Raw genomic sequence first — 25,535 nt, 5'->3', positions numbered from 1 at the left:
GACGCGTACATCTTGCGCAAAGGGGACAGCCGATCATGACGGACGACCAGAAGATCCTCGACTACCTCAAGCGGGTGACGGCTGATCTCCACCAGACCCGCCAGCGCCTGCGCGAGGTCGAGGCCGGAGAGCAGGAGCCCGTGGCGATCGTCGCCATGAGCTGCCGCTACCCCGGCGGCGTGCGCAGCCCGGAGGACCTGTGGCGGCTGGTCGCCTCGGGTACGGACGCGGTCGGCGCGTTCCCCGACGACCGGGGCTGGGACGTGGAGCGGCTCTACGCCGAGGACCCCGACCAGCCCGGCACCTCCTACGTCCGCGAGGGAGGCTTCCTGCGGGACGTCGCCGACTTCGACGCGGCCCTGTTCGGGATCTCCCCGCGCGAAGCCCTGGCGATGGACCCCCAGCAGCGGCTGCTGCTGGAGACCTCGTGGGAGGCGCTCGAACGGGCCGGCATCGACCCGGTGTCGCTGCGCGGCAGCCGCACCGGCGTCTTCGCCGGCAGCACCGGCCAGGACTACTCGACGCTGCTGCAGCGCTCGGCGGAGCCCGTCGAGGGCTACTACCTGACCGGCACCGCCGCCAGCGTCGTGTCCGGGCGGGTCTCCTACACGCTGGGCCTGGAAGGCCCCGCGGTCACCCTGGACACGGCCTGCTCCTCCTCCCTGGTGGCGCTGCACCTCGCGGCCCAGGCGCTGCGGGCCGGCGAGTGCACCCTCGCCCTCGCCGGCGGCTCCACCGTGATGTCCGCCCCCGGCATGTTCGTGGAGTTCTCCCGCCAGCGCGGACTGGCCGTGGACGGCCGCTGCAAGGCGTTCGCGGCCGCCGCGGACGGCACCGGATGGGCCGAGGGCGTCGGCATGCTGCTCCTGGAGCGGCTCTCCGACGCCCGCAGGAACGGCCACCCCGTCCTCGCCGTCCTGCGCGGCTCCGCCGTCAACCAGGACGGCGCCTCCAACGGCCTCACCGCCCCCAACGGGCCGTCCCAGCAGCGCGTCATCCAGCAGGCCCTGGACAACGCCGGGCTCACCGCGGCGCAGGTCGACGCGGTCGAGGCGCACGGCACCGGCACCACCCTCGGCGACCCGATCGAGGCACACGCCCTGATCTCCGCCTACGGCCAGGACCGGCCCGCCGGCCGGCCGCTGTGGCTGGGCTCCCTGAAGTCCAACATCGGCCACAGCCAGGCCGCCGCAGGCGTCGGCGGCGTCATCAAGATGGTCGAGGCGATGCGCCACGAGGTGCTGCCCAAGACCCTCCACGTCGACGAGCCGACCCCCCACATCGACTGGTCCGCCGGCGCGGTGGAGCTGCTCACCGAGGCCCGCCCGTGGCCCCGCTCCGAGCGCCCGCGCCGAGCCGGCGTCTCCTCGTTCGGCATCAGCGGCACCAACGCCCACGTCATCGTCGAAGAGGCCCCCGCCCCTGCCGAGGCCCCGGCCGACGCCCCGACGGCCACGCTGCCGCTGGTCCCGTGGCCGGTCTCCGGCAAGACCGCGGACGCGCTGGCCGCGCAGGCCGCCCGCCTGGCCGCGCACCTGCGCGGCCAGGAGCCGGCCGCCCCCGTCGACACCGGCTACTCGCTGGCGACCGGACGGGCCGCGCTCGAACACCGCGCCGTCGCCCTGGGCACCGACACCGGCGGCCTGCTCGCCGCGCTCGACGCGCTCGCGGCCGGCGAACCGGCCCCCGGCCTGATCACCGGCACCACCGCCGGCGGCCCGACCGCGTTCCTCTTCACCGGCCAGGGCGCCCAGCGCCCCGGCATGGGACGCGACCTGTACGAGGCCTTCCCCGCGTTCGCCCGGGCGCTGGACGCCGTGTGCGCCGAAACCGACCCGCACCTGGAGCGCCCGCTGCGCGAGGTGATGTTCGCGGACGACGCCGCCGACCTGAACCGCACCGCGTACACCCAGCCCGCGCTCTTCGCGCTCGAGGTGGCCCTGTACCGGCTCGTCGAGGGCTGGGGCCTGCGCCCCGACTACCTGCTCGGCCACTCCATCGGCGAGATCGCCGCCGCCCACGTGGCGGGGGTGTTCTCGCTGGCCGACGCGGCCCGCCTGGTCACCGCCCGCGGCCGGCTCATGCAGGCCCTCCCCGAGGGCGGGGCGATGGTCTCCGTACGCGCCTCGGAAGAGGAGGCCGCCGAACTGCTCGCCGCCTACGGGGACGTCGGCATCGCGGCGGTCAACGGCCCGCGCTCCGTGGTGATCTCGGGTGCGGCCGGCTCCGTCACCGAGATCGCTGACGTCCTCGCCGCCCGCGGCCACAAGACCAAGCGGCTGACCGTCAGCCACGCCTTCCACTCCCCGCTCATGGATCCCATGGTCGCGGACTTCCGGCGGGCCGCCGAGAGCGTCACCTACCACGCCCCGGCCATCCCCGTCGTCTCCGACGTCACCGGCGCGGTCGCCACGGCCGACGAGCTGCGCGACCCGGAGTACTGGGTGCGGCACGTCCGCGAAGCCGTCCGCTTCGCCGACGCCGTCGCCACCCTCCACCGCAGCGGCGTCCACCGCTTCGTCGAACTCGGCCCCGACGCGGTGCTGTCCGCCATGGGCGCCGACACCGCCGGGGAAGCCGTGTTCGTCCCCCTGCTGCGCGGGGACCGCCCCGAACCGCAGGCCCTGCTCACCGGCCTGGCCACGGCCCACGTCCACGGCGCCGCCCCCGACTGGGCCGCCGTCTTCGCCGGGACCGGCGCCCGCCGCGTCGACCTGCCCACCTACGCCTTCCGCCACCAGCGGCACTGGCCCTCGCGCTGGCTGCCGCAGACCGGGGACGTCACCGCCGCGGGCCTGCGCTCCGCCGAACACCCGCTGCTGGGCGCGGCCGTGAGCCTCGCCGACGGCGACGGCTTCCTCTTCACCGGCCGGCTCTCCCTCCAGACCCACTCCTGGCTCGCCGACCACGCCGTACTGGACACCGTCCTGGTGCCCGGCACCGCCTTCGTGGACCTCGCCGTCCGCGCCGGCGACCACAGCGGCTGCTCCCGCCTGGAGGAACTGACCCTGGAGGCCCCGCTGGTCCTGCCCGCCTGGGGCGGGGTCCAGCTCCAGGTCACCGTCGGCGCCGCTGACGCGCACGGACAGCGCCCCCTGGCCGTCCACTCCCGCCCCGACGGCGACGACCCCGACACCCCCTGGACCCGCAACGCGAGCGGCACCCTCGCCCCGGCGGCCGGCACCGCCCGGCCCGCCGAACCGGTCTGGGCCGAACTCGCCCAGTGGCCGCCGGCCGGCGCCGAACCCCTCGACACCGACGGGTTCTACGCCGCCCTCGCCGCCCAGAGCTACGACTACGGCCCCCAGTTCCAGGGCCTGCGCGCCGTGTGGCGGCGCGGCGAGGAGATCTTCGCCGAGGCCTCCTTCCCAGACGGCCACGACGCCGACGCCGCCCTCTTCGGACTGCACCCCGCCCTCTTCGACGCGGCCATGCACGCCATGGCGTTCCAGGACGCCGACGGCGGCATGGGCCCCGGCCGGGGCCGGCTGCCCTTCGTGTGGAACGGCGTCTCGCTGCACGCCTCCGGCGCCCGCGCCCTGCGCGTGCGGATCACCCCGTCGGGCACTGACGGCGTAACCGTCTTCCTCGCCGACGGCACCGGACTGCCCGTCGCCACCGTGGAGTCCATGGTGCTGCGGCCGGTCGCCGCCGAACAGCTGGCCGGCGCGGGCGCCGGCCACCACGAGGCGCTGTACCGCGTCACGTGGACCGAGGCGCCCGCCGCACCCGCCGCCGCACCCGGCCCGTGGGCCCTGATCGGCACCGCCCCGGAGCTGGCGGCCGTGCTGCGCGACCCGGCCGTGCTCCCCGCCGGCCTCACCGAGTACGCCGACCTGGACGCGCTCGGCGCGGCCGTCGACGCCGGCGCGCCCGTACCCGAGACGGTGCTGGCCGCCCCCTTCCGGCCCGAGGGCGCCGACGGCACCGCCGCGGCCGCCCACGCCCACGGCCGCCGCGCCCTGCAGCTGGCCCGCCAGTGGGCCGAGGACCCCCGCTTCGACGGCGCCCGCCTCGTCCTGCTGACCCGCGACGCGGTCGCCGCCCACCCCGGCGACGCCGCCGCCGGGCTGGCCGCCGCACCCCTCTGGGGCCTGATCCGCTCGGCCCAGTCCGAACACCCCGACCGCTTCGTCCTCGTCGACACCGACGCCGGCGAAGAGTCGGCCCGCGCCCTGCCGGCCGCCCTCGCCACGGACGAGCCCCAGTTCGCCCTGCGCGCCGGGCAGGTCCACGTACCGCGGCTGGCCCGCATCGACGCCGAGGCCGGCGAGGAGGCCGCGCCGGCGTACGACCCGTGGGGCACCGTCCTGCTCACCGGCGCCACCGGCACCCTCGGACAGCTCCTCGCCCGCCACCTGGTCACCGCCCGCGGCGTGCGCCACCTGCTGCTGCTCAGCCGCCGCGGCCAGGACGCCCCCGGCGCGGCCGGGCTGCGCGACGAGCTCACCGCCCTCGGCGCCACCGTCACCTTCGCCGCCTGCGACGCGGCCGACCGCGACGCGCTGGCCGCCGTCCTCGCCGCCGTGCCGGCGGAGCACCCTCTGACCGCCGTCGTCCACGCCGCCGGCGTCTCCGACGACGGCGTCATCTCCGCGCTGACGCCCGAGCGCGTCGCCGCGGTGCTGCGCCCCAAGGCGGACGCGGCCGTCAACCTGCACGAGCTGACCCGGGGCGAGGACCTCACCGCGTTCGTGCTGTTCTCCTCCGTCGCCGCCGCCTTCGGCGGCCCCGGCCAGGGCAACTACGCAGCCGCCAACGCCTTCCTGGACTCCCTCGCCCAGCACCGCCGGGCCCTCGGCCTGCCCGCCACCTCGCTCGCCTGGGGCCTGTGGGCCGAACGCAGCGGACTGGCGGGCAAGCTGGACGACGCCCACCTCGACCGCATCGGCCGTACCGGCGTCGCCGCCATGGACAGCGAGGAGGCCCTCGGCCTGTTCGACGCGGCCACCGCCCTGCCGGACGCGCACCTGATGCCCGCCCGCCTGGACCTGGCCGCCTTCCGCGCCCAGGGCGCCGCCCGGATCCCCGCGCTGCTGCGCGCCCTGGTCCGCGTCCCGGCCCGCCGCAGCGCCGCCGGCGCCGCAGCCGCCGCCGAGGACAACGCCCTCGCCGTGCTGCTGGCCGCACTCGCGCCCGAGGACCGCGAGCGCCACCTCCTCGACCTGGTCCGCACCCAGGCCGCGGCCGTCCTCGGCCACGCCGGCCCCGACGGCATCGAGGCCCGGCGCGCCTTCAGCGACCTCGGCTTCGACTCGCTGACCGCCGTCGAGATGCGCAACGCCCTCAAGGCCCTCACCGGCCTGCCCCTGTCCGCGACGCTGATCTTCGACTACCCGACCCCGCAGGTCCTCGCCGGCCACCTGGCCGAACTCCTGCTCGGCCAGGACCCCGCCACCGCCGGCCGCACGGCCGCCGCCGCGGCCCCGGCCGACGACGAGCCCATCGCCGTCGTCGGCATGGCCTGCCGGCTCCCCGGCGGCGTCTCCACGCCCGAACAGCTGTGGCGCCTGGTCACGGAAGGCGGCGACGCCGTCTCCGCCGTACCCGACGACCGGGGCTGGCACGTCCCCGCCCTGCCCCACCAGGACGGCGGAGCCGGCGGACACGAGGCGATCCAGGGCGGTTTCATCGACGACCCCGGCTCCTTCGACCCGGCCTTCTTCGGCATCTCGCCGCGCGAGGCCACCGCGATGGACCCCCAGCAGCGGCTGCTGCTGGAAACCTCCTGGGAGGCCTTCGAACGCGCCGGCATCGACCCGGCGTCGCTGCGCGGCAGCCGCACCGGCGTCTTCGCCGGCTCCAGCGGCCAGGACTACGCGGCCCTGCTCCAGCAGGCCCCCGAGGGCATCGAGGGCTACTTCCTCACCGGCACGACCGCGAGCGTGGTCTCCGGCCGCGTCTCCTACACCTTCGGCTTCGAGGGCCCGGCCGTCACCGTCGACACCGCCTGCTCCTCCTCCCTGGTCGCCCTGCACCTCGCCGCGCAGTCCCTGCGGGGCGGCGAGTGCTCGATGGCCCTGGCCGGCGGCGTCATGGTCATGGCCACCCCGGCCGGCTTCGTGGGCCTCAGCGGCCAGGGCGGCTTCGCCGCCGACGGCCGCTGCAAGGCCTTCGCCGCCGCCGCCGACGGCACCGGCTGGTCCGAGGGCGTGGGCATGCTCCTCCTGGAGCGGCTCTCCGACGCCGAGCGCAACGGCCACCCCGTCCTCGCCGTCGTCCGCGGCACGGCCGTCAACCAGGACGGCGCCTCCAACGGTCTCACCGCCCCCAACGGGCCCTCGCAGCAGCGCGTCATCCGTGCCGCGCTCGCCAACGCGGGCCTGTCGGCCGCCGAGGTCGACGCGGTGGAAGCGCACGGCACCGGCACGACGCTGGGCGACCCGATCGAGGCGCAGGCCCTCCTGGCCACGTACGGACAGGAGCGCTCCGCCGACGAGCCCCTCTACCTCGGCTCGCTGAAGTCCAACATCGGCCACGCCCAGGCCGCCGCCGGCGTCGCCGGCGTGATGAAGATGGTCCTCGCCCTCCAGCACGGCGTCCTGCCCAGGACGCTGCACGTGGACGAGCCGTCCCCGCACGTCGACTGGTCGGCGGGCGCGGTCGAACTGCTGACGCGGCAGCGGGAGTGGCCCGAGACGGGCCGCCCGCGCCGGGCCGGCGTCTCCTCGTTCGGCATCAGCGGCACGAACGCCCACGTGGTCCTGGAACAGGCCCCCGAAACCCCCGCGCCCACCGCGGCGCCCGTGGCGCGCACCCCCCTCTCCGTCACCCCGTGGGTGCTCTCGGCCAAGTCCGAGGCGGCCGTCCGGGCCCAGGCGGAGCGGCTCGCCGCCCACCTCGCCGAGCACACCGCACCGGAGCCTGTCGACATCGGCCTCTCGCTGGTGACGACCCGGGCAGTCTTCGAGCACCGCGCGGTGGTCCTGGGCGCCGACCCGGCCGAGGCGCTCGCCGCCCTGGCCGAGGGCCGCGAGGCCCCCGGCGTCGTCCGCGGCCACGCGGGCGCCGGCTCCTCCCGTCCCGTGTTCGTCTTCCCGGGCCAGGGCTCGCAGTGGGTCGGCATGGCCGTCGAACTCCTCGACTCCTCGCCGGTGTTCGCGGCGCGGATCGCGGAGTGCGAGGAGGCCCTCGCCCCGTATGTGGACTGGTCCCTGACGGACGTCCTGCGCTCCGACGACCCGCTGGAGCGGGTGGACGTGGTCCAGCCGGTGCTGTTCGCGGTGATGGTGGCGCTGGCCGAGGTCTGGATCTCGTACGGGGTCCGGCCGTCGGCGGTCATCGGCCACTCGCAGGGTGAGATCGCCGCCGCGTGCGTGGCGGGCGCGCTGTCCCTGGAGGACGCGGCGAAGGTGGTGGCCCTGCGCAGCCGGGCCATCGACGCCATCGCGGGTCTGGGCGGCATGGTGTCCGTGAGTCTCCCGGCCGCCGACGCGGCGGAGCGGATCGCGTCCTCGTTCGGCGACCGGCTGGCCGTGGCGGCCGTGAACGGTCCGTCTTCGACGGTGGTTTCCGGTGACGCGGACGCCTGCGCCGAGCTGGTCACCCTCCTGGAGGCCGAGGGGGTCCGGGCCCGCCGGGTGGCGGTGGAGTACGCCTCCCACTGCTCCCACGTGGAGAAGCTGGAAGCCGAACTGGCCGACCTGCTCAGCGGCCTGAACCCCCGCCAGGCGGCGATCCCCATGTACTCCACCCTGACGGGCGAGCTGCTGGACGGCACGGAGCTGGACGGCGGCTACTGGTACCGCAACCTGCGCAACCCCGTCCTGTTCGAGCAGGCCGTCAAGGCGGCCCAGGCCGACGGGCACCGGCTCTTCATCGAGTCGAGCCCGCACCCGGTCCTCGCCGTCGGCCTCGCCGAGATGGACGCGACCGCGCTCGGCTCGCTGCGCCGTGACGAAGGCGGTCTGCGCCGGGTGTTCACCTCGCTCGCCGAGGCCTGGGTGAACGGCGCCGACGTCGACTGGGCCAGGGCCTTCGACGGCACCGGCGCCCAGCGCACCGACCTGCCCACCTACGCCTTCCAGCGCCGCCGCTACTGGCTGGAGGTCCCGCGCACCACCATCGGCGACATCGGCTCCGCCGGCCTGGGTCCGGCCGAGCACCCGCTGCTGGGCGCCGCCGTGGAGCTGGCCGACACGGACGGCTTCCTGTTCACCGGCCGCCTGTCCGTCGACTCACACCCCTGGCTCGGCGACCACGCCGTCGTCGGAACCGTCATCTTCCCCGGCACGGCCTTCGTGGAACTCGCGGTCCGCGCCGGCGACCAGGTCGGCTGCGGCCGCGTCGAGGAGCTCACCCTCCAGGCGCCGCTCCTCCTGCCCGAGCTGGGCGGACGCCAGATCCAGGTCGCCGTCGGCGCCGCCGACGACACCGGCCGCCGCACCCTCTCCGTGCACTCGCGGCCGGCCGGCGACCCCGACGCCGAGTGGAGCCGCCACGCCACCGGCGTCCTGGCCCCCGCCGAAACCGGCACCCACCGCCCCGCCGACCTGTCCGTCTGGCCGCCGCGCGGCGCCCGGGAACTGCCGCTCGACGGCGTCTACGAGGAGGCCGCCCGTCAGGGCTTCGGCTACGGGCCGTCCTTCCAGGGCCTGCGGGCCGCCTGGCAGCTCGGCCAGGAGATCTACGCCGAGGTGGAGCTGCCCGCCGAGGCGCGCGCCGACGCGGCCGCCTTCGGCGTCCACCCCGGCCTGCTCGACTCCGCCCTCCAGGCGATGGGCCTCGGCACCTTCCTCGACGGCGCCATAGCCGACGAGGACCAGGGCAAGCCGCGGCTGCCGTTCGCCTGGCGCGGCGTCACCCTGCACGCCGCGGGCGCCGGCGCCCTGCGCGTCCGGCTCTCCCACACCGGCCGCAACGGCATCTCCTTCGCGGTCGCCGACGCCACCGGCGCCCCGGTGGCCACGGTGGAGTCCCTGACGATGCTGCCGATCGCCCCCGAACAGCTGCGCAACGCCGGACGGGCCCACGGCGACTGCCTCTTCCGGGTCGAGTGGGCCGACGCGCCCGCCGCCGCCCCGGCCGTCCAGCGGCTCGCCGTCATCGGCTCCGCAGACCTCGGCGACGCCCTCGCCGCCGCCGGAGTACGGGCGGCACGCCACGCGGACGCCGCCGAGCTGACGGCGGCCCTGGAGGCCGGCGCCGCCACCCCCGACCTGGTCCTGATCGCGGCCGCCGACCCCGGCGCCGCCGGATCCGCCGGCACGGGCCTCGCGGAGCGCGCCCATGCCGCGACCCGCCGCGCGCTGGCCGACGTACAGCACTGGCTGTCCGCGGACGCGCCCGGCGACGTCCCGCTCGCCGTGGTCACCGTCGGCGCGACCGCCGCCGGCGCCGCCGCCGACCCGGCCGCCGCCGCCGTGTGGGGCCTGCTGCGCTCCGCGCAGTCCGAGGCGCCCGGCCGGTTCGTCCTGGCCGACGTCGACGGCTGCGACGCCTCCTGGCGGGCCCTGCCCGCCGCCCTGGCCACCGGCGAGCCGCAGCTCGCGGTCCACGACGGGAACACCACCGTCCCGCGCCTGGTCCGGGCGGCCGCACCCGCCGAGGACGCCGCCGGCCCCGCCTTCGACCCCGAGGGCACCGTCCTGATCACCGGCGGCACCGGCGTGCTGGGCGGGCTCCTCGCCCGCCACCTGGTCACCCGGCACGGGGTGCGCCACCTGCTGCTCGTCAGCCGCAGCGGCCCCGCCGCGGCGGGCGCCGACGCCCTGCGGGCCGAACTGGCCGAGGCCGGCGCCGAGGTCACCGTCGCCGCCTGCGACACGGCCGACCGCGACGCGCTGGCACGGCTCCTCGCCGCCGTGCGGCGGCCGCTGACCGGCGTCGTCCACGCCGCCGGCGTCCTCGACGACGGCGTCCTGGAGTCCCTGACCCCTGACCGGCTCGCCGCCGTCCTGCGGCCCAAGGCCGACGCCGCCGTCCACCTCGACGAACTCACCCGCGGCCACGACCTCGCCGCGTTCGTCCTGTTCTCCTCCGCCACCGGCGTCCTCGGCGGTTCCGGACAGGCCAACTACGCGGCCGCCAACGCCTTCCTCGACGCCCTCGCACGCCGCCGCCGGGGCCACGGCCTCGCCGCGACCTCGCTGGCGTGGGGCTTCTGGGCGCAGGCCAGCGGCATGACCGGACACCTCGACGAGGCCGACCGGCGCCGCATGCAGAGCGGCGGCATCCTCGGCCTGTCCGACGAGACCGGCCTGGCCCTGTTCGACCTCGCGCTCGCCACCGGCGAGGCCGAGCTGCTGCCGGTCCGCCTGGACACCGCCGCACTGCGCGGCCAGGCAGCCGCAGGCGGGCTGCCGCCGCTGCTGCGCAAGCTGGTGCGCACCCCGGTGCGGCGCGCGGCCGAGGCCGCCGCCGGCGACGCAGGGGCCGACTTCGCGCAGCGCCTGGCCGCCTTGCCCGAACCCGAGCGGCACCGGGCGGTCCTGGACCTGGTGCGCCGCCAGGCGGCCGTGGTCCTCGGCCACGACTCCGCCGACGCTGTGAGCGCCGAATCCTCCTTCAAGGAGCTCGGGTTCGACTCGCTGACCGCCGTCGACCTGCGCAACAGGCTGGCCGCGACGACCGGCGTGAGGCTGCCCGCGACGCTGGTGTTCGACTACCCGACACCCGCCGAGCTGACCGCCTACCTGGGCGCCGAGATCGTCCCCGGCGAACCGGCGGGCATCGCCCCGCTGCTCGCCGAGATCGACCGGCTGGAGGCCCTGCTGGGCCCGGTCCCGGCCGACGAGGCCGACCGGCTGCGCATCGGCATGCGGCTCAACGACGTACTGGCGAAATGGGGCCACCCCGGGCACGCGACGGCGCAGCAGGAAGACGCCCGCGACCTGGAGAGCGCCACCGACGACGAGATCTTCGCCTTCATCACCGACGAGTTCGGGATCTCCTGATCACCGGCGCTCCGTCCGAACTCAATCGCCCGGGAGGGGTGAGGCACACCATGACCACCGAAGACGACAACAACAAGCTCCGTCACTTCCTCAAGCGCGTGACGGCCGAACTGCAGGAGACCCGGGGGCGGCTGCGCTCGGTGGAGGGCCGGGACCAGGAGCCGCTCGCGATCACCGCAATGGCCTGCCGGTTCCCCGGCGGACTCGACTCGCCGGAAGCCCTGTGGGACCTCGTCACGGGCGGCGTCGACGCCCTGTCGCCGTTCCCCGAGGACCGCGGCTGGAACTTCGAGGGGGTCTTCTTCCAGGCCCCCGAGGACCCCGACCGCGACTACGCCCTCGAAGGCGGGTTCATCTACGACATCGCCGACTTCGACCCCGAGTTCTTCGGGATCTCCCCGCGCGAGGCCCTCTCCATGGACCCCCAGCAGCGCCTGCTGCTGGAGGCGTCCTGGGAGGTCTTCGAACGGGCCGGCATCGACCCGGCGACCCTGCGCGGCAGCCAGACCGGCGTCTACGTCGGCACCACCTTCCAGGGCTACGGCGGCACCGTCATCCACCCGCCGGAGGGCACCGAGCTCTACCTGGGCATCGGCAACACCCCCAGCGTCGCCTCCGGCCGCATCGCCTACACCTACGGCTTCAACGGCCCCGCCCTCACCATCGACACCGCCTGCTCCTCCTCGCTGGTCGCCCTGCACATGGCGGCGCAGGCGCTGCGCAAGGGCGAATGCTCGATGGCCCTGGTCGGCGCGGCCACCATCATGGCCAACCCCGGCGCCTTCACCGAGTTCTCCCGCCAGCGCGGACTGTCCACCAACGGCCGCTGCAAGGCCTTCTCCGCCGACGCCGACGGCACCGGCTGGGGCGAGGGCCTGGGCATGCTGCTCGTGGAACGCCTCTCCGACGCCCGCAAGGCCGGCCGCCCCGTCCTCGCCGTGCTGCGCGGCTCCGCCATCAACCAGGACGGCGCCTCCAACGGCCTCACCGCCCCCAACGGGCCCGCCCAGCAGCGCGTCATCCAGCAGGCCCTCGCCGACGCCCGCCTCTCCGCCCAGCAGGTCGACCTGGTCGAGGCGCACGGCACCGGCACCACCCTCGGCGACCCCATCGAGGCCCAGGCCCTGATCAACACCTACGGCCAGGACCGGCCGGCGGACCAGCCGCTGTACATCGGCTCCGTCAAGTCCAACATCGGCCACACCCAGTGCGCCGCCGGCATGGCCGGCCTGATCAAGGTCGTCATGTCGCTGCGCCACGGCGTCATGCCGCCCACCCTGCACGTCCGCGAACCCAACCCGCTCGTCGACTGGAACGCCGGAGCGGTCGCCCTGCTCACCGAGGGCCGCGACTGGCCCGAGCTCGACCACCCGCGCCGCGCCGGCGTCTCCTCCTTCGGCGTCAGCGGCACCAACTCCCACGTCATCCTCGAACACGCCGAACAGTACGAGGACGACAGCGTCGCCACCGCCGGCGAAGGCTCCGGCCTCGCCGCCGGCCCCGTCATGCCGTGGGTCGTCACCGGCCGCACCGAACAGGCGCTGCGCGGCCAGGCCGAACGGCTGCGCTCCTTCGCCGCCGCCCACCCCGAGGTCGACTCCGGCGACATCGCCTACTCGCTGGCCACCACCCGCGCCGCCTTCGAGCACCGTGCCGTCGTCGTCGGCCCCGACCGCGACGCCATGATCGCCGGGCTGAGCGCCCTGGCCCGCGGCGAGACCACCGGGGACGTCGTCCGCGCTGCCGCCGCCAGGTCCGGCGCCGGACCCGTCTTCGTCTACCCCGGCCAAGGTGCCCAGTGGGTCGGCATGGCCGTCGAACTCCTCGACTCCTCCCCGGTGTTCGCCGAGCGGATCGCCGACTGCGAGAAGGCCCTCGAACCGTACGTCGACTGGTCCCTGACCGAGGTGCTCCGCTCCGGCGAGCCCCTGGAGCGGGTCGACGTCGTCCAGCCCGTGCTGTTCGCGATGATGGTCGCGCTCACCGCCGTCTGGGAGTCCGCGGGCGTCGCCCCCAGCGCCGTCATCGGCCACTCCCAGGGCGAGATCGCCGCCGCCTGCGTGGCCGGCGCCCTGTCCCTGGAGGACGCCGCCAAGGTCGTCGCCCTGCGCAGCCGGGCCATCAACGCCCTCTCCGGGCTCGGCGGCATGGTCGCCGTGGCCCTGTCCGCCGAGGACGCCACCGCCCGTATCGCCGCCTGGGACGGCCGCCTGTCCGTCGCCGTGGTCAACGGCCCCACCCTCACCGTGGTCTCCGGCGAGGCCGACGCCTGCGACGAGTTCGCCCTGGCCCTGCGCCAGGAAGGCGTCCGCGCCCGCCGCGTGGCCGTCGACTACGCCTCCCACTCCGCGTACGTCGAGAACATCGAGGCCGAGCTGGCCACCCTGCTCGACGGGCTCACCCCGGGGCCCGCCCGCCTGCCCGTCTACTCCTCGGTGACCGGCGAACTCCTCGACACCACCGGCATGGACGGCGCCTACTGGTACCGCAACCTGCGCAACACCGTCCTCTTCGAGCCGGCCGTCAACACCGCCCTCATCGCGGGACACCGTGTCTTCGTCGAGGTCAGCCCCCACCCGGTGCTCCTCGTCGGCATGACCGAGACCTTCGAGGCCCGCGGCAGCGAGGCCGTCGCCGTCGGCACCCTGCGCCACGACGAGGGCGGCCTGCCGCGCTTCGTGACCTCCCTCGCGGAGGCCCACGCCCATGGCCTGGACGTCGCCTGGGAAGAGGTCTTCGCCGGCACCGGCGCCCGCCGCGTCGACCTGCCCACCTACGCCTTCCAGCGCCGCCGCTACTGGATCGAGGACGTCGTCAACGGCGGCGACGGGATCGCCGCACGGCTGCCCGCCGCCTCCGCCTCGGACGCCGCCGTCGACGCCGCCTTCTGGGAGGCCGTCGAACGCGAGGACCTCCAGGCCCTCGTCGGCACCCTCGCCGCCGACGACGACAGCCAGCAGGCCCAGCTGGCCGGACTGCTGCCGCTGCTGTCGAACTACCGCCGCCAGCACCACACCCGCTCCACCATGGACTCCTGGAACTACCGGGTCACCTGGAAGCCGCTCACCGACACCGGCGTCCCCGCCCTGTCGGGCACCTGGCTGCTGGCCGTCCCCGAAGGCGCCGGGCACCCCGAGGCCGAGGCCTGCGCCACCGCCCTCGCCGAACACGGCGCCGACGTCGTCCGCGTCACCGTCGGTGCCGCCGACCTCGCCGACGGCGCCCTCGCCGACCGGCTGCGCGACGCGGCCGCCGCCGTCCCCGCCGTCGGCGGCGTCCTGTCCCTGCTGGCCCTCGACACCACCCCGCACCCCGGCCACACCTCCGTCCCCACCGGCTTCGCCGGCACCGTCGCGCTGCTGCGCGCCCTCGGCGCCGCCGACATCACCGCACCCCTGTGGTGCGCCACCCGCGGCGCGGTCTCCGTCGGCCGCACCGACACGCTGGACACCCCCGAACACGCCCTCGTGTGGGGCCTGGGCCGGGTCGCCGCCCTGGAGCACACCGAGCGCTGGGGCGGCCTGATCGACCTGCCCGCTTCCTGCGACGAGCGCGTCCGGGCCCGGCTCGCCGGCGTCCTCGCCGCCGCCGGCGACGAGGACCAGATAGCCCTGCGCCCCTCCGGGGCGTTCGTACGCCGCCTGGTGCGCGCCCCGCGCCGCGCCGAGGCCGGCGCCCGCTCCTGGACGCCGCGCGGCACCGTCCTGGTCACCGGCGGCACCGGCGCCCTCGGCGGACAGGTCGCCCGCTGGCTCGCCGGGAACGGCGCCGAACACCTGCTCCTCGTCAGCCGCCGCGGGCCCGGGGCCCCCGGCGCCGGCGAACTCGCCGAAGAACTGCGCGCCACCGGCGTCAAGGTCAGCGTCGCCGCCTGCGACGCCTCCGACCGCGACCAGCTCGCCGCGCTGCTCGCCGGGCTCGACGAGCCGCCGACCGCCGTCGTGCACACCGCCGCCGTCCTCGACGACGGGGTGATCGACGCGCTCGGCACCGAGCGGCTGGAGCGGGCCCTGCGCGCCAAGGCCACCACCGCCGTCAACCTGCACGAGCTCACCGCCGGCCTGGACCTCGACGCGTTCGTCCTGTTCTCCTCCTTCGGCGGCACCGTCGGCACCCCCGGCCAGGGCAACTACGCCCCCGCCAACGCCTTCCTCGACGCCCTCGCCCAGGCCCGCCGCGACAGGGGCCTGCCCGCCACCTCCGTGGCCTGGGGCGCCTGGGGCGGCGGCGGCATGGCCGACGGCGCGTTCGGCGAGATCCTGAACCGGCACGGGCTGCGCGAGATGGAGCCCGAACTGGCCACCGCCGCCATGCAGGCCGCCGTCGACCGCGGCGAGGCGTCCACCGTCGTCGCCGACATCGTCTGGGAGCGCTTCCACGTCGCGTTCACCGCGACCCGGCCCAGCCCGCTGCTGTCGGAGGTGCCCGAGGTACGGGCCCTCGCCGACAGCGCCCGCGACGCCGGCACCGCCCAGGGCCCCGACCTGGCCGAACGGCTGGCCGGCCTGACCGCGACCGAACGCCAGGACGCCCTGCTGGACCTGGTGCGCGCACACGTCGCCGCCGTCCTCGGCTACCCCGGACCGGAGGCCGTCGACGTCAAGCGGGCCTTCCGCGACATGGGCTTCGACTCGGTCACCGCCGTCGAGCTCCGCAACCGGCTCGCCGCCACCACCGGCCTGCACCTGCCCGTCTCGCTGGCCTTCGACCACCCCACCGCCGCCCGGCTCGCCGAGCAGCTGCTCACCCTCGTCGCGCCGCAGGAGAGCGCCGACGACGACCTGGCCGCGCTGGCCGAGTGGGACCGCATCGAGTCGGCACTGTCGCGCCTCGACCCCGAGGACCCGCACCGCACCCGCTTCCTCGTGCGGATGCAGAACCTCGTCGCCGGCTGGCAGGGCGGCGGCGAACCCGCCGTCAAGGCCACCGCCGCACAGGTCATGGAGACCGCGTCCGACGACGAGATGTTCGACCTGCTGGGCAAGAAGTTCGGGATCTCCTGACCCACCGCCCCCGTCCTGTCCACCAGCCGACGATGGAGTACCCCTGATGGCGCCCGAGATGGCGAACGAAGAGAAACTGCGCTACTTCCTCAAGCGGGTCTCCGCGGACCTGGAAACGGCGCACGAGCGGCTCCGCGAAGCGGAGGCACGCGACACGGAGCCGCTCGCCATCGTCGGCATGAGCTGCCGCTTCCCCGGCGGCGTCGGGTCCCCCGAACAACTGTGGGACCTGGTCGAGGGCGGCGTCGACGCGCTCACCCCCTTCCCCGCCGACCGCGGCTGGAACCTGGAGACGCTGTTCGACGCCGACCCCGACCACCGGGGCACCTCCTACGCCCGCGACGGCGGGTTCGTCCACGACGCGGGCCACTTCGACCCGGCGTTCTTCGGGATCTCGCCCCGCGAGGCCCTCGCCATGGACCCCCAGCAGCGGCTGCTGCTGGAGACCTCCTGGGAGGTCTTCGAACGGGCCGGCATCGACCCGGCGTCGCTGCGCGGCAGCCGCACCGGCGTCTTCGCCGGAACCAACGGCCAGGACTACCCGGCCCTGCTGATGGGGTCGGAGGAGGTCGCCGACGGACTGGAGGGATACCTGGCCACCGGCAGCGCCGCCGCCGTCGTCTCCGGCCGCGTCTCCTACGCCCTCGGCCTCGAAGGCCCCTCCCTCACCGTCGACACCGCCTGCTCCTCCTCCCTCGTCGCCCTCCACCTCGCCTGCCAGTCGCTGCGCCGGCGCGAGTGCTCCCTCGCGCTGGCCGCAGGCGTCACCGTCATGGCCACCCCCGGCATGTTCATCGGCTTCAGCCGCCAGCGCGGACTGTCGACGTCCGGCCGCTGCAAGGCCTTCTCCGCCGACGCCGACGGCACCGGTTTCGCCGAGGGCGTCGGCGTGCTCCTCGTGGAGCGCCTCTCCGACGCCCGGCGCAACGGCCACCGCGTCCTCGCCGTGGTCCGCGGCTCCGCCGTCAACCAGGACGGCGCCTCCAACGGCCTCACCGCCCCCAACGGGCCCGCCCAGCAGCGCGTCATCCACCAGGCCCTCGCCGACGCCCGCCTCACCCCCGACCAGGTCGACGCCGTCGAGGCGCACGGCACCGGCACCACCCTCGGCGACCCCATCGAGGCCCAGGCCCTCCTCGCCACCTACGGACAGGGCCGCGAGGGCACCGACCCGCTGTGGCTGGGCTCCCTCAAGTCCAACATCGGCCACACCCAGGCCGCCGCCGGCATCGCCGGCGTCATCAAGATGGTCATGGCGATGCGGCACGAATCCCTGCCGCGCACCCTCCACGTCCAGGCCCCCACCCCGCACGTCGACTGGACCGCCGGAGACGTCGCCCTCCTCACCGAGGCCCGCCCCTGGCCCCGCACCGACCGCCCGCGCCGGGCCGGCGTCTCCTCCTTCGGCGTCAGCGGCACCAACGCCCACACCATCCTCGAAGAGGCCCCCGCCGAAGAGGCCCCCGAACCCGCCACCGGCGCAACCGGCTTCGCGACGCCCTGGCTGCTGTCCGGGCGCGGCGACGCCGCCCTGCGTGCCCAGGCCGCCGCCCTGCGCGCCCACCTCGCCGCCCACCCCGGCCAGGACACCGCGGACATCGCGCACACCCTGGCCGCCGGCCGCACCTCCTTCGAGGACCGGGCCGTCCTGACCGCCCCCGGCCGCGACGCCCTCCTCACCGCCCTGGACGCCCTCGCCGCCGGCGACGACGCCCCCGGCCTGGTGCGCGGCACCGTCGCCGACGGCAAGACCGCCTTCCTCTTCAGCGGCCAGGGCTCGCAGCGCCTCGGCGCCGGCCGCGAGCTGTACGCCGTGTCCCCGCCGTTCGCCGCCGCCTTCGACGAGGCCGCCGCCCACCTCGACCCCCACCTGGAACGCCCGCTGCGCGAAGTGCTCTTCGCCGACGAGGGCACCGCCGAGGCGGAGCTGCTGCACCGCACCGACTTCACCCAGGCCGCGCTCTTCGCCCTCGAGACGGCCCTCCACCGCCTCGTCACCGCCTGGGGCCTGCGCGCCGACTACCTCGCCGGCCACTCCGTCGGCGAGATCACCGCCGCCCACGTCGCCGGGGTGCTGTCCCTGCCCGACGCCGCACGCCTCGTCGCCGCCCGCGGCCGGCTCATGGCCGCGCTGCCCGAAGGCGGCGCCATGGTCTCCGTGCGCGCACCCGAGGCCGAGGTCGAGGCCCTTCTCGCGGGCCGCCCGGACGTGGGCGTCGCCGCCGTCAACGGCCCCCGCTCCGTGGTGGTCTCGGGCGCCGCCGACGCCGTCGCCGAGATCGCCGGCGCCCTCGCCGCACGGGGTGTGAAGACGAAGCGGCTGACCGTCAGCCACGCCTTCCACTCCCCGCTGATGGACCCCATGCTGGAGGAGTTCCGGCAGGTCGCGGGGGAGCTCACGTACGCGCCCCCGGCCGTGCCCGTCGTCTCCGGCCGCACGGGCCGGCCCGTACCGGCCGCCGAGCTGTGCACCCCCGACCACTGGGTGGGCCACGTCCGCGAGGCCGTCCGCTTCGCCGACACCGTGCGCCGGCTCCACGACAGCGGCGTACGCACCTTCGTCGAACTCGGCCCCGGCGGCGTCCTGACCGCGCTCACCCGCGAATGCCTCGCCGAGACCGAGACCGAGACCGCCGCCGGCACCGACACCGCGACCGGCACCAGCACCGCCACCGCCGGCGGCGACGCCGCGACGGCCGCCGAAGCCGTGCCGCTGCTGCGCTCCGACCGGCCCGAGCCGCAGGCCCTGCTGGACGCCCTCGCCCGGCTGCACGTCCGCGGCGCGGGCCCCGACTGGCGCCCGGTCCTCGCCGCCGGCCGCGTCGTCGACCTGCCCACCTACGCCTTCCGGCACCAGCGCTACTGGCCCACCCCGCGCACCTTCACCGCCGCCCCCGCCCAGGCCGCCGCGACGGCCCCGGCCACCGACCCGCTGCGCTACGACGTGACCTGGCGGCCGCTGACCCCCGCCCGCCCCGCCGGAGCCCCCGGCACCTGGCTCGTCGTGCTCCCCGAACAGGCCTCGGACGCCGCCCGCGAGGTCCTCGACGCGCTGGCCGGACGCGGCGTGCACGTCCTGCCCTTCACCCCCGGCGCCGACGACCGCGCCGCGCTTGCCGCCCGGCTGCGCGAGCTGACCCCGCCCGACGGCGTCCTGTCCCTGCTGGCCCTCGACGCCGCGACCGCCACCACCGCCACCGGGGCCGCCGCCGGCGACCCCCTCGGGATCGCGGCCGGACGGACCCTGCTCCACCGCACCCACGACCTGTTCCTCGCCCTCGGCGACGCCGACGTCCGCGCCCCCCTGTGGTGCGCCACCCGGGGCGCCGTCTCCACCGGTCCCGCCGACCCGCTCGACGCCCCCGCCCAGGCCCTGCTGTGGGGTTACGGCAAGACCGCCGGCCGTGAACACCCCCAGCGCTGGGGCGCCCTCGTCGACCTGCCCGCCACCCTCGACACCCGGGGCGGCGACCTGCTCCTGGCCGTCTTGACCGGCGGCGCCGAGGACGAGGTCGCGGTCCGCCCCGCCGGCGCCTTCGCCCGCCGGCTCGCCCACGTCCCCGCCCCCGCGCGGGACGCGGCGGGCTGGACCCCGCGCGGCACCGTCCTCGTCACCGGCGGCACCGGCGCGCTCGGTGCCCACACCGCCCGCTGGCTCGCCGCCCACGGCGCCGCCCACCTCGTCCTCACCAGCCGCTCCGGCCCCGACGCCCCCGGCGCCCCCGAACTCGCCGCCGAACTGGGCGCCCTCGGCGCCCGCGTCACCCTCGCCGCCTGCGACGCCGCCGACCGCGACGCCCTGGCCGCACTGCTGGACGGCCTCGACGAACCGCCCACCGCCGTAGTCCACACCGCCGGCGTCCTCGACGACGGCGTACTCGACCAGCTCACCGACACCCGCATCGACACCGTGCTGCGCCCCAAGGCCGACGCCGCCGCACACCTGCACGAGCTCACCCGCCACCTCGACCTCGACGCGTTCGTCCTCTACTCCTCCCTGGCCGGCCTCCTCGGCAACGCCGGACAGGCCAACTACGCCGCCGGCAACGCCTTCCTCGACGCCCTCGCCGCCCACCGCCACTCCCTCGGCCTGCCCGCCACCTCCCTGGCCTGGGGCCCCTGGGCCGGCGCGGGCATGGCCACCGACTCCGCCGTCGTCGAAGAGCGCATGCGCCGCTCCGGCATGCCGGCCCTCGGCGCGGACGCCGCCCTCGACGCGCTCGCCCGCGCCGTGCACCGCGGCACCCCCCTCACGGCCGTCGCCGAGATCGACTGGGAGCGCTTCGCCCCCGGCTTCCTCGCCGTCCGCCGCGCACCGCTGCTCCAGGACGTCCCCGCCGTACGCCGCCTCCTCGACGCCGCCCCCGCCGGCGCCGAGGACCGGCCCGCCCCCGGCGACCCCCTGCGCGAACGCCTCGCCCGCGGCTCCGCCGCCGAACGCGGCCGCCTCCTGCTGGACCTCGTCCGCACCCGGGCCGCCGCCGTCCTCGGCCACGCCTCCGCCGACGCCGTCCCTCCCGGCAAGGCCTTCCGCGAGCTCGGCTTCGACTCGCTCACCGCCATGGAGCTGCGCAACCTGCTCGGCGCCGCCACGGGCCTGGCCCTGTCCGCCACGCTCGTCTTCGACTACCCCGTCCCGGCCCTCCTCGCCCGCCACCTGGAGGAGGAGCTGTTCGGTACCGCCGAGGCCGGCGAGCCCGCCGCAGGGCGCGCCGCCGGCGCCGCGGACGCCGACGAGCCCATCGCCATCGTCGGCATGAGCTGCCGCTTCCCCGGCGGCGCCGACACCCCCGAGCGGCTGTGGCAGCTCCTGGCCGCCGGCCAGGACGCCGTCACCGCACTGCCCGACCACCGCGGCTGGGACACCGACCGGCTCTACGACGCCGACCCCGACAACTCCGGCACCTCCTACGTCCGCTCCGGCGGCTTCCTGCACGAGGCCGGCGACTTCGACGCCGAGTTCTTCGGGATCTCCCCGCGCGAGGCCCTCGCCATGGACCCCCAGCAGCGCCTCCTCCTCGAAGCCTCCTGGGAGGTCCTGGAACGCGCCGGCATCGACCCGGCCTCCCTGCGGGGAACCGCCACCGGCGTCTTCGCCGGCACCAACGGACAGGACTACGCGGGCCTCCTGCTGGCCGCCCAGGCCGGCGTCGAGGGCTACATGGCCACCGGAAACGGCGCCAGCGTGCTCTCCGGCCGCGTCTCCTACGCGCTCGGCCTCGAAGGCCCGGCCATGACCGTCGACACCGCCTGCTCCTCGTCGCTGGTCGCCCTGCACCTGGCGGCCCAGGCGCTGCGCAGCGGGGAATGCTCCCTCGCCCTGGCCGGCGGCGTCACCGTGATGTCGACCCCGGGCGCCTTCGTGGAGTTCTCCCGCCAGCGCGGCCTCGCCGCCGACGGCCGCTGCAAGGCCTTCGCCGCCGCGGCGGACGGCACCGGCTGGGGCGAGGGCGTCGGCATGCTCCTCCTGGAGCGGCTCTCCGACGCCCGCGCCAACGGCCACCACGTCCTCGCGGTGGTCCGCGGCTCGGCCGTCAACCAGGACGGGGCCAGCAACGGCCTGACCGCCCCCAACGGGCCCGCCCAGCAGCGCGTCATCCGCGCCGCCCTGGCCAACGCCCGCCTCACCGCCGCCGACGTGGACGCCGTGGAGGCGCACGGCACCGGCACCTCGCTCGGCGACCCCATCGAGGCCCAGGCCCTCCTCGCCACCTACGGCCAGGGCCGCGACGGCGCCGAGCCGCTGTGGCTGGGCTCCGTGAAGTCCAACATCGGCCACACGCAGGCCGCCGCCGGCGTCGCGGGCGTCATCAAGATGGTCCAGGCGATGCGCCACGGCGTGCTGCCCAAGACCCTCCACGTGGACGAGCCGTCCCCGCACGTCGACTGGTCCTCCGGCGCCGTCGGCCTGCTCACCGAGGACCGCACCTGGACGACGGCCGCCGACCGCCCGCGCCGGGCCGGCGTCTCCTCGTTCGGCGTCAGCGGCACCAACGCCCACGTCATCCTGGAGCAGTCCCCGCTGGACGAACCCGCCGCCCCCGCCCCGGAACGCGACACCCCGGCCGTCGTGCCGTGGCCGCTCTCGGGCCGCTCCGAGGCGGCCGTACGGGGCCAGGCCGACCGGCTCGCCGCGTACGCCGAGCTGCACCCGGAGACGGAGTCCGTCGACGTGGGCCTCTCGCTGGTGACGACCCGCGCCGTGATGGAACACCGCGCGGTCGTCCTCGGGCCGGGCTTCACCGACGCCCTGAACGCCCTGGCCGGCGGCCGCGACACCGCCGACGTGGTCCGCGGCCGGGCGACGGCCTCGGACGCCGTGTTCGTCTTCCCGGGTCAGGGTTCGCAGTGGGTCGGCATGGCCGTCGAACTCCTCGATTCCTCGCCGGTGTTCGCGGCGCGGATCGCGGAGTGCGAGGCGGCTCTGGCGCCGTATGTGGACTGGTCCCTGACCGAGGTCCTGCGTTCGGACGACCCGCTGGAGCGGGTGGACGTGGTCCAGCCGGTGCTGTTCGCGGTGATGGTGGCGCTGGCCGAGGTCTGGAAGTCCTACGGCGTCGAGCCTGCGGCCGTGATCGGTCACTCCCAGGGCGAGATCGCCGCGGCCTGCGTGGCGGGCGCGCTCTCGCTGGAGGACGCGGCGAAGGTGGTGGCGCTGCGCAGCCAGGCGATCGATGCCATCGCGGGTCTGGGCGGCATGGTGTCCGTGAGTCTCCCGGCCGCCGACGCGGCGGAGCGGATCGCGTCCTCGTTCGGCGACCGGCTGGCCGTGGCGGCCGTGAACGGTCCGTCTTCGACGGTGGTTTCCGGTGACGCGGACGCCTGCGCCGAGCTGGTCACCCTCCTGGAGGCCGAGGGGGTCCGGGCCCGCCGGGTGGCGGTGGAGTACGCCTCCCACTGCTCCCACGTGGAGAAGCTGGAAGCCGAACTGGCCGACCTGCTCAGCGGCCTGAACCCCCGCCAGGCGGCGATCCCCATGTACTCCACCCTGACGGGCGAGCTGCTGGACGGCACGGAGCTGGACGGCGGCTACTGGTACCGCAACCTGCGCAACACGGTCCTGTTCGAGCAGGCCGTCAAGGCGGCCCAGGCCGACGGGCACCGGCTCTTCATCGAGTCGAGCCCGCACCCGGTCCTCGCCGTCGGCCTCGCCGAGATGGACGCGACCGCGCTCGGCTCGCTGCGCCGTGACGAAGGCGGTCTGCGCCGGGTGTTCACCTCGCTCGCCGAGGCGTGGGTGAACGGCGCCGACGTCGACTGGGCCAGGGCCTTCGACGGCACCGGCGCCCAGCGCACCGACCTGCCGACCTACGCCTTCCAGCACCGGCGCTTCTGGCCGCAGCCCAGGGCGGCCGCCCCGGCGGCGGTCCAGGCCGATCCGGTGGACGCGGCCTTCTGGGAGGCCGTCGAACGCGAGGACCTGGACGCGCTGACCGAGACGCTGGACATTTCCGGCGAGCAGCCGTGGAGCGACGTACTCCCCGCCCTGTCGCAGTGGCGCCGCGAACGCCGTGAACAGGCCGCCGTGGACTCCTGGCGCTACAAGGTCACCTGGAAGCCCCTCGCCGAACCGGCCCCCACCGCCGGTCTCACCGGCACCTGGCTGCTGGTGACGCCCGAGGCCGAGGACGCCACGGCCAGGGCCGAGGTCGAGCGGATCGCCGCCCGGCTCGCCGACGGGTACGCCGGCTTCACCCGGATCACCGTGGCGGACGCCGGGGCCGACCCGGCGGAGCTCGCCGAGCGGATCCGCGCCGAGCGGCCCGCCGGCGTGCTGTCCCTGCTGGCCCTCGCCGAGCGGCCGCACGAGGCCCGCGCCGGGGTGCCGGCGGAGCTGGCCTCGACCCTGACCCTGCTCCAGGCGCTGGCCGGCGGGGCCGACACCGCGGACATCCCCCTGTGGTGCGCCACCCGGGGAGCGGTCGCCGTGGGCCGTTCGGAATCCGTCACGAGCCCCGCGCAGACCGCCGTCTGGGGCCTGGGCCGCGTCGCCGCCCTGGAGCGGCCCGGCCGCCCCGGCGGCCTGCTGGACCTGCCGCAGGAGACCGACGAGCGCTCGCTGCGCCGCCTGTTCGCGCTGCTGGGCACGGACCACGGCGAGGACCAGATCGCCCTGCGCGACAGCGCCGCCTACGCCCGCCGGCTGACCCGGGCCCCGGGCGGCGCGGGCCGCCCCGCCCGGCCGTGGCGGCCGCAGGGGACCGTGCTGGTCACGGGCGGCACCGGGGCGCTGGGGGGCCACGTGGCCCGCTGGCTCGCCGCGAACGGCGCCGAGCACCTGGTGCTGGCCGGACGGCGCGGCCCCGAGGCCCCCGGCGCACGGGAACTCGCCCGCGAGCTCGAGGAGTCGGGCGCCCGGGTGACGCTCGCCGCGTGCGACGCCGCGGACCGCGGCCGGCTGGCCGCGCTCCTGGAGCAGCTGGCCGCCGACGGCGCGCCCGTCCGCTCCGTGGTGCACGCCGCGGGGATCACCGCGCAGGGCGCCCTGGACTCCGTCACCCACGAGGAGTTCGCCGCCGTGTACGCGGCCAAGGCGGCCGGCGCCCGCCACCTGCACGAGCTCACCGCCCACCTGGACCTGGACGCCTTCGTGCTGTTCTCCTCCGGCGCCGCCGTCTGGGGCGGCGCCGGGCAGGGCGCCTACGCCGCCGCCAACGCCTACCTCGACGGCCTCGCCGAGCACCGCGCGGGCCTCGGCCTCGCCGCCACCTCGGTGGCCTGGGGCAGCTGGGCGGGCGGCGGCATGGCCGAGGGCGACGCCGAACGGGAACTGCTGCGGCGCGGCGTGCGCGCCATGGCACCGCACCGGGCGGTGTCCGCGCTGGCGCTCGCCGTGGGCGGCGGTACGCCCGCCCTGACCGTGGCCGACGTCGACTGGGCGCGGTTCGCCCCCGCGTTCACCATCGCCCGCCGCAGTCCGCTCCTGGAGGACCTGCCGGAGGTGCGCGACGCGCTGGAGCCGGCCGATGAACCGCAGGAGGCCGCGGACGGCGACACGCAGGCCGGGCTGCGCGCCCGGCTGCTCGCCGCGGCCGAGTCCGAACGGGACCGGATGCTGCTGGACCTGGTGTGCGACGCGGCCGCGGCCGTGCTGGGCCACGCGTCCGGCGCCGCCGTCGACCCGCAGCGGGCCTTCCGGGAGTTGGGCTTCGACTCGGTCACCGCGCTGGAGCTGCGCAAGCGGCTCAACGTGGCGACGGGCCTGCGGCTGCCGGCCACCGTGGTCTTCGACCATCCCGCGCCGACCGCCCTGCGCGACCTGCTGCGCGCCGAACTGCTGCCCGGGGCCGCCGCCGGCCCGGACGGCGCCGCCGCCGGCCGCACCGGCGACGAGGAGGCCCTGCGCGACGCCCTGGCCACCGTGCCGATCGAGCGGTTCCGCGAGGCGGGGCTGCTGGAGGCGCTGCGGCGGCTGGCCGACGAGGCCGGTCCGGCCGGCGCGCAGCGGCCCGAAGGCCCGGCGGCCGACGCGTCCGCCGAGGCGGCGCCGGCGGCCGACCGCAGCGACGAGATCAGGGCGATGGACGTACGGGACCTGGTCCGCATGGCGCTGGGCGACGAGCAATCCGAATGAGCTGGAGCTAGGGGGAGAGGGATACCGGTGAGCGAGACGAACACCGACGAGGTCGTCGCCGCG

At 76.4% G+C, this 25,535-nt stretch carries 3 protein-coding genes; all 3 read left to right on the top strand.

The features are described 5' to 3' along the window. Nucleotides 1-35: 35 nt before the first annotated feature. Genes BX286_RS35735 through BX286_RS35725 form a run of 3 tightly spaced genes read left to right on the top strand, consistent with a single transcriptional unit; the run spans nt 36 to nt 25,472 of the window. The gene (locus BX286_RS35735; RefSeq protein ID WP_121017940.1) at nt 36-10,895 is read left to right on the top strand and encodes a type I polyketide synthase; all 10,860 of its coding nucleotides are present in this window, start codon (nt 36-38) and stop codon (nt 10,893-10,895) included. 50 nt (nt 10,896-10,945) lie between these two features. Further along, nucleotides 10,946-15,898, top strand: a complete 4,953-nt coding sequence (locus BX286_RS35730; protein ID WP_121017939.1) for a type I polyketide synthase — start codon at nt 10,946-10,948, stop codon at nt 15,896-15,898. A gap of 43 nt (nt 15,899-15,941) precedes the next feature. Further along, nucleotides 15,942-25,472, top strand: coding sequence for a type I polyketide synthase (locus BX286_RS35725; RefSeq protein WP_398898931.1), 9,531 nt, complete (start codon nt 15,942-15,944; stop codon nt 25,470-25,472). The last annotated feature ends 63 nt before the right edge of the window (nt 25,473-25,535 follow it).

The organism is Streptomyces sp. 3211.6 (genome assembly GCF_003634815.1).
Lineage (GTDB): Bacteria > Actinomycetota > Actinomycetes > Streptomycetales > Streptomycetaceae > Streptomyces > Streptomyces katrae_A.
Note: the sequence above shows the minus strand (reverse complement) of the source record. Positions and strands in the feature narration are given on the sequence as shown.

Bases quoted from the DNA above. Each gene is read 5' to 3' on its own strand.
- BX286_RS35730 (WP_121017939.1), top strand. From the start codon at position 10,946: ATGACCACCGAAGACGACAACAACAAGCTCCGTCACTTCCTCAAGCGC.
- BX286_RS35735 (WP_121017940.1), top strand. From the start codon at position 36: ATGACGGACGACCAGAAGATCCTCGACTACCTCAAGCGGGTGACGGCT.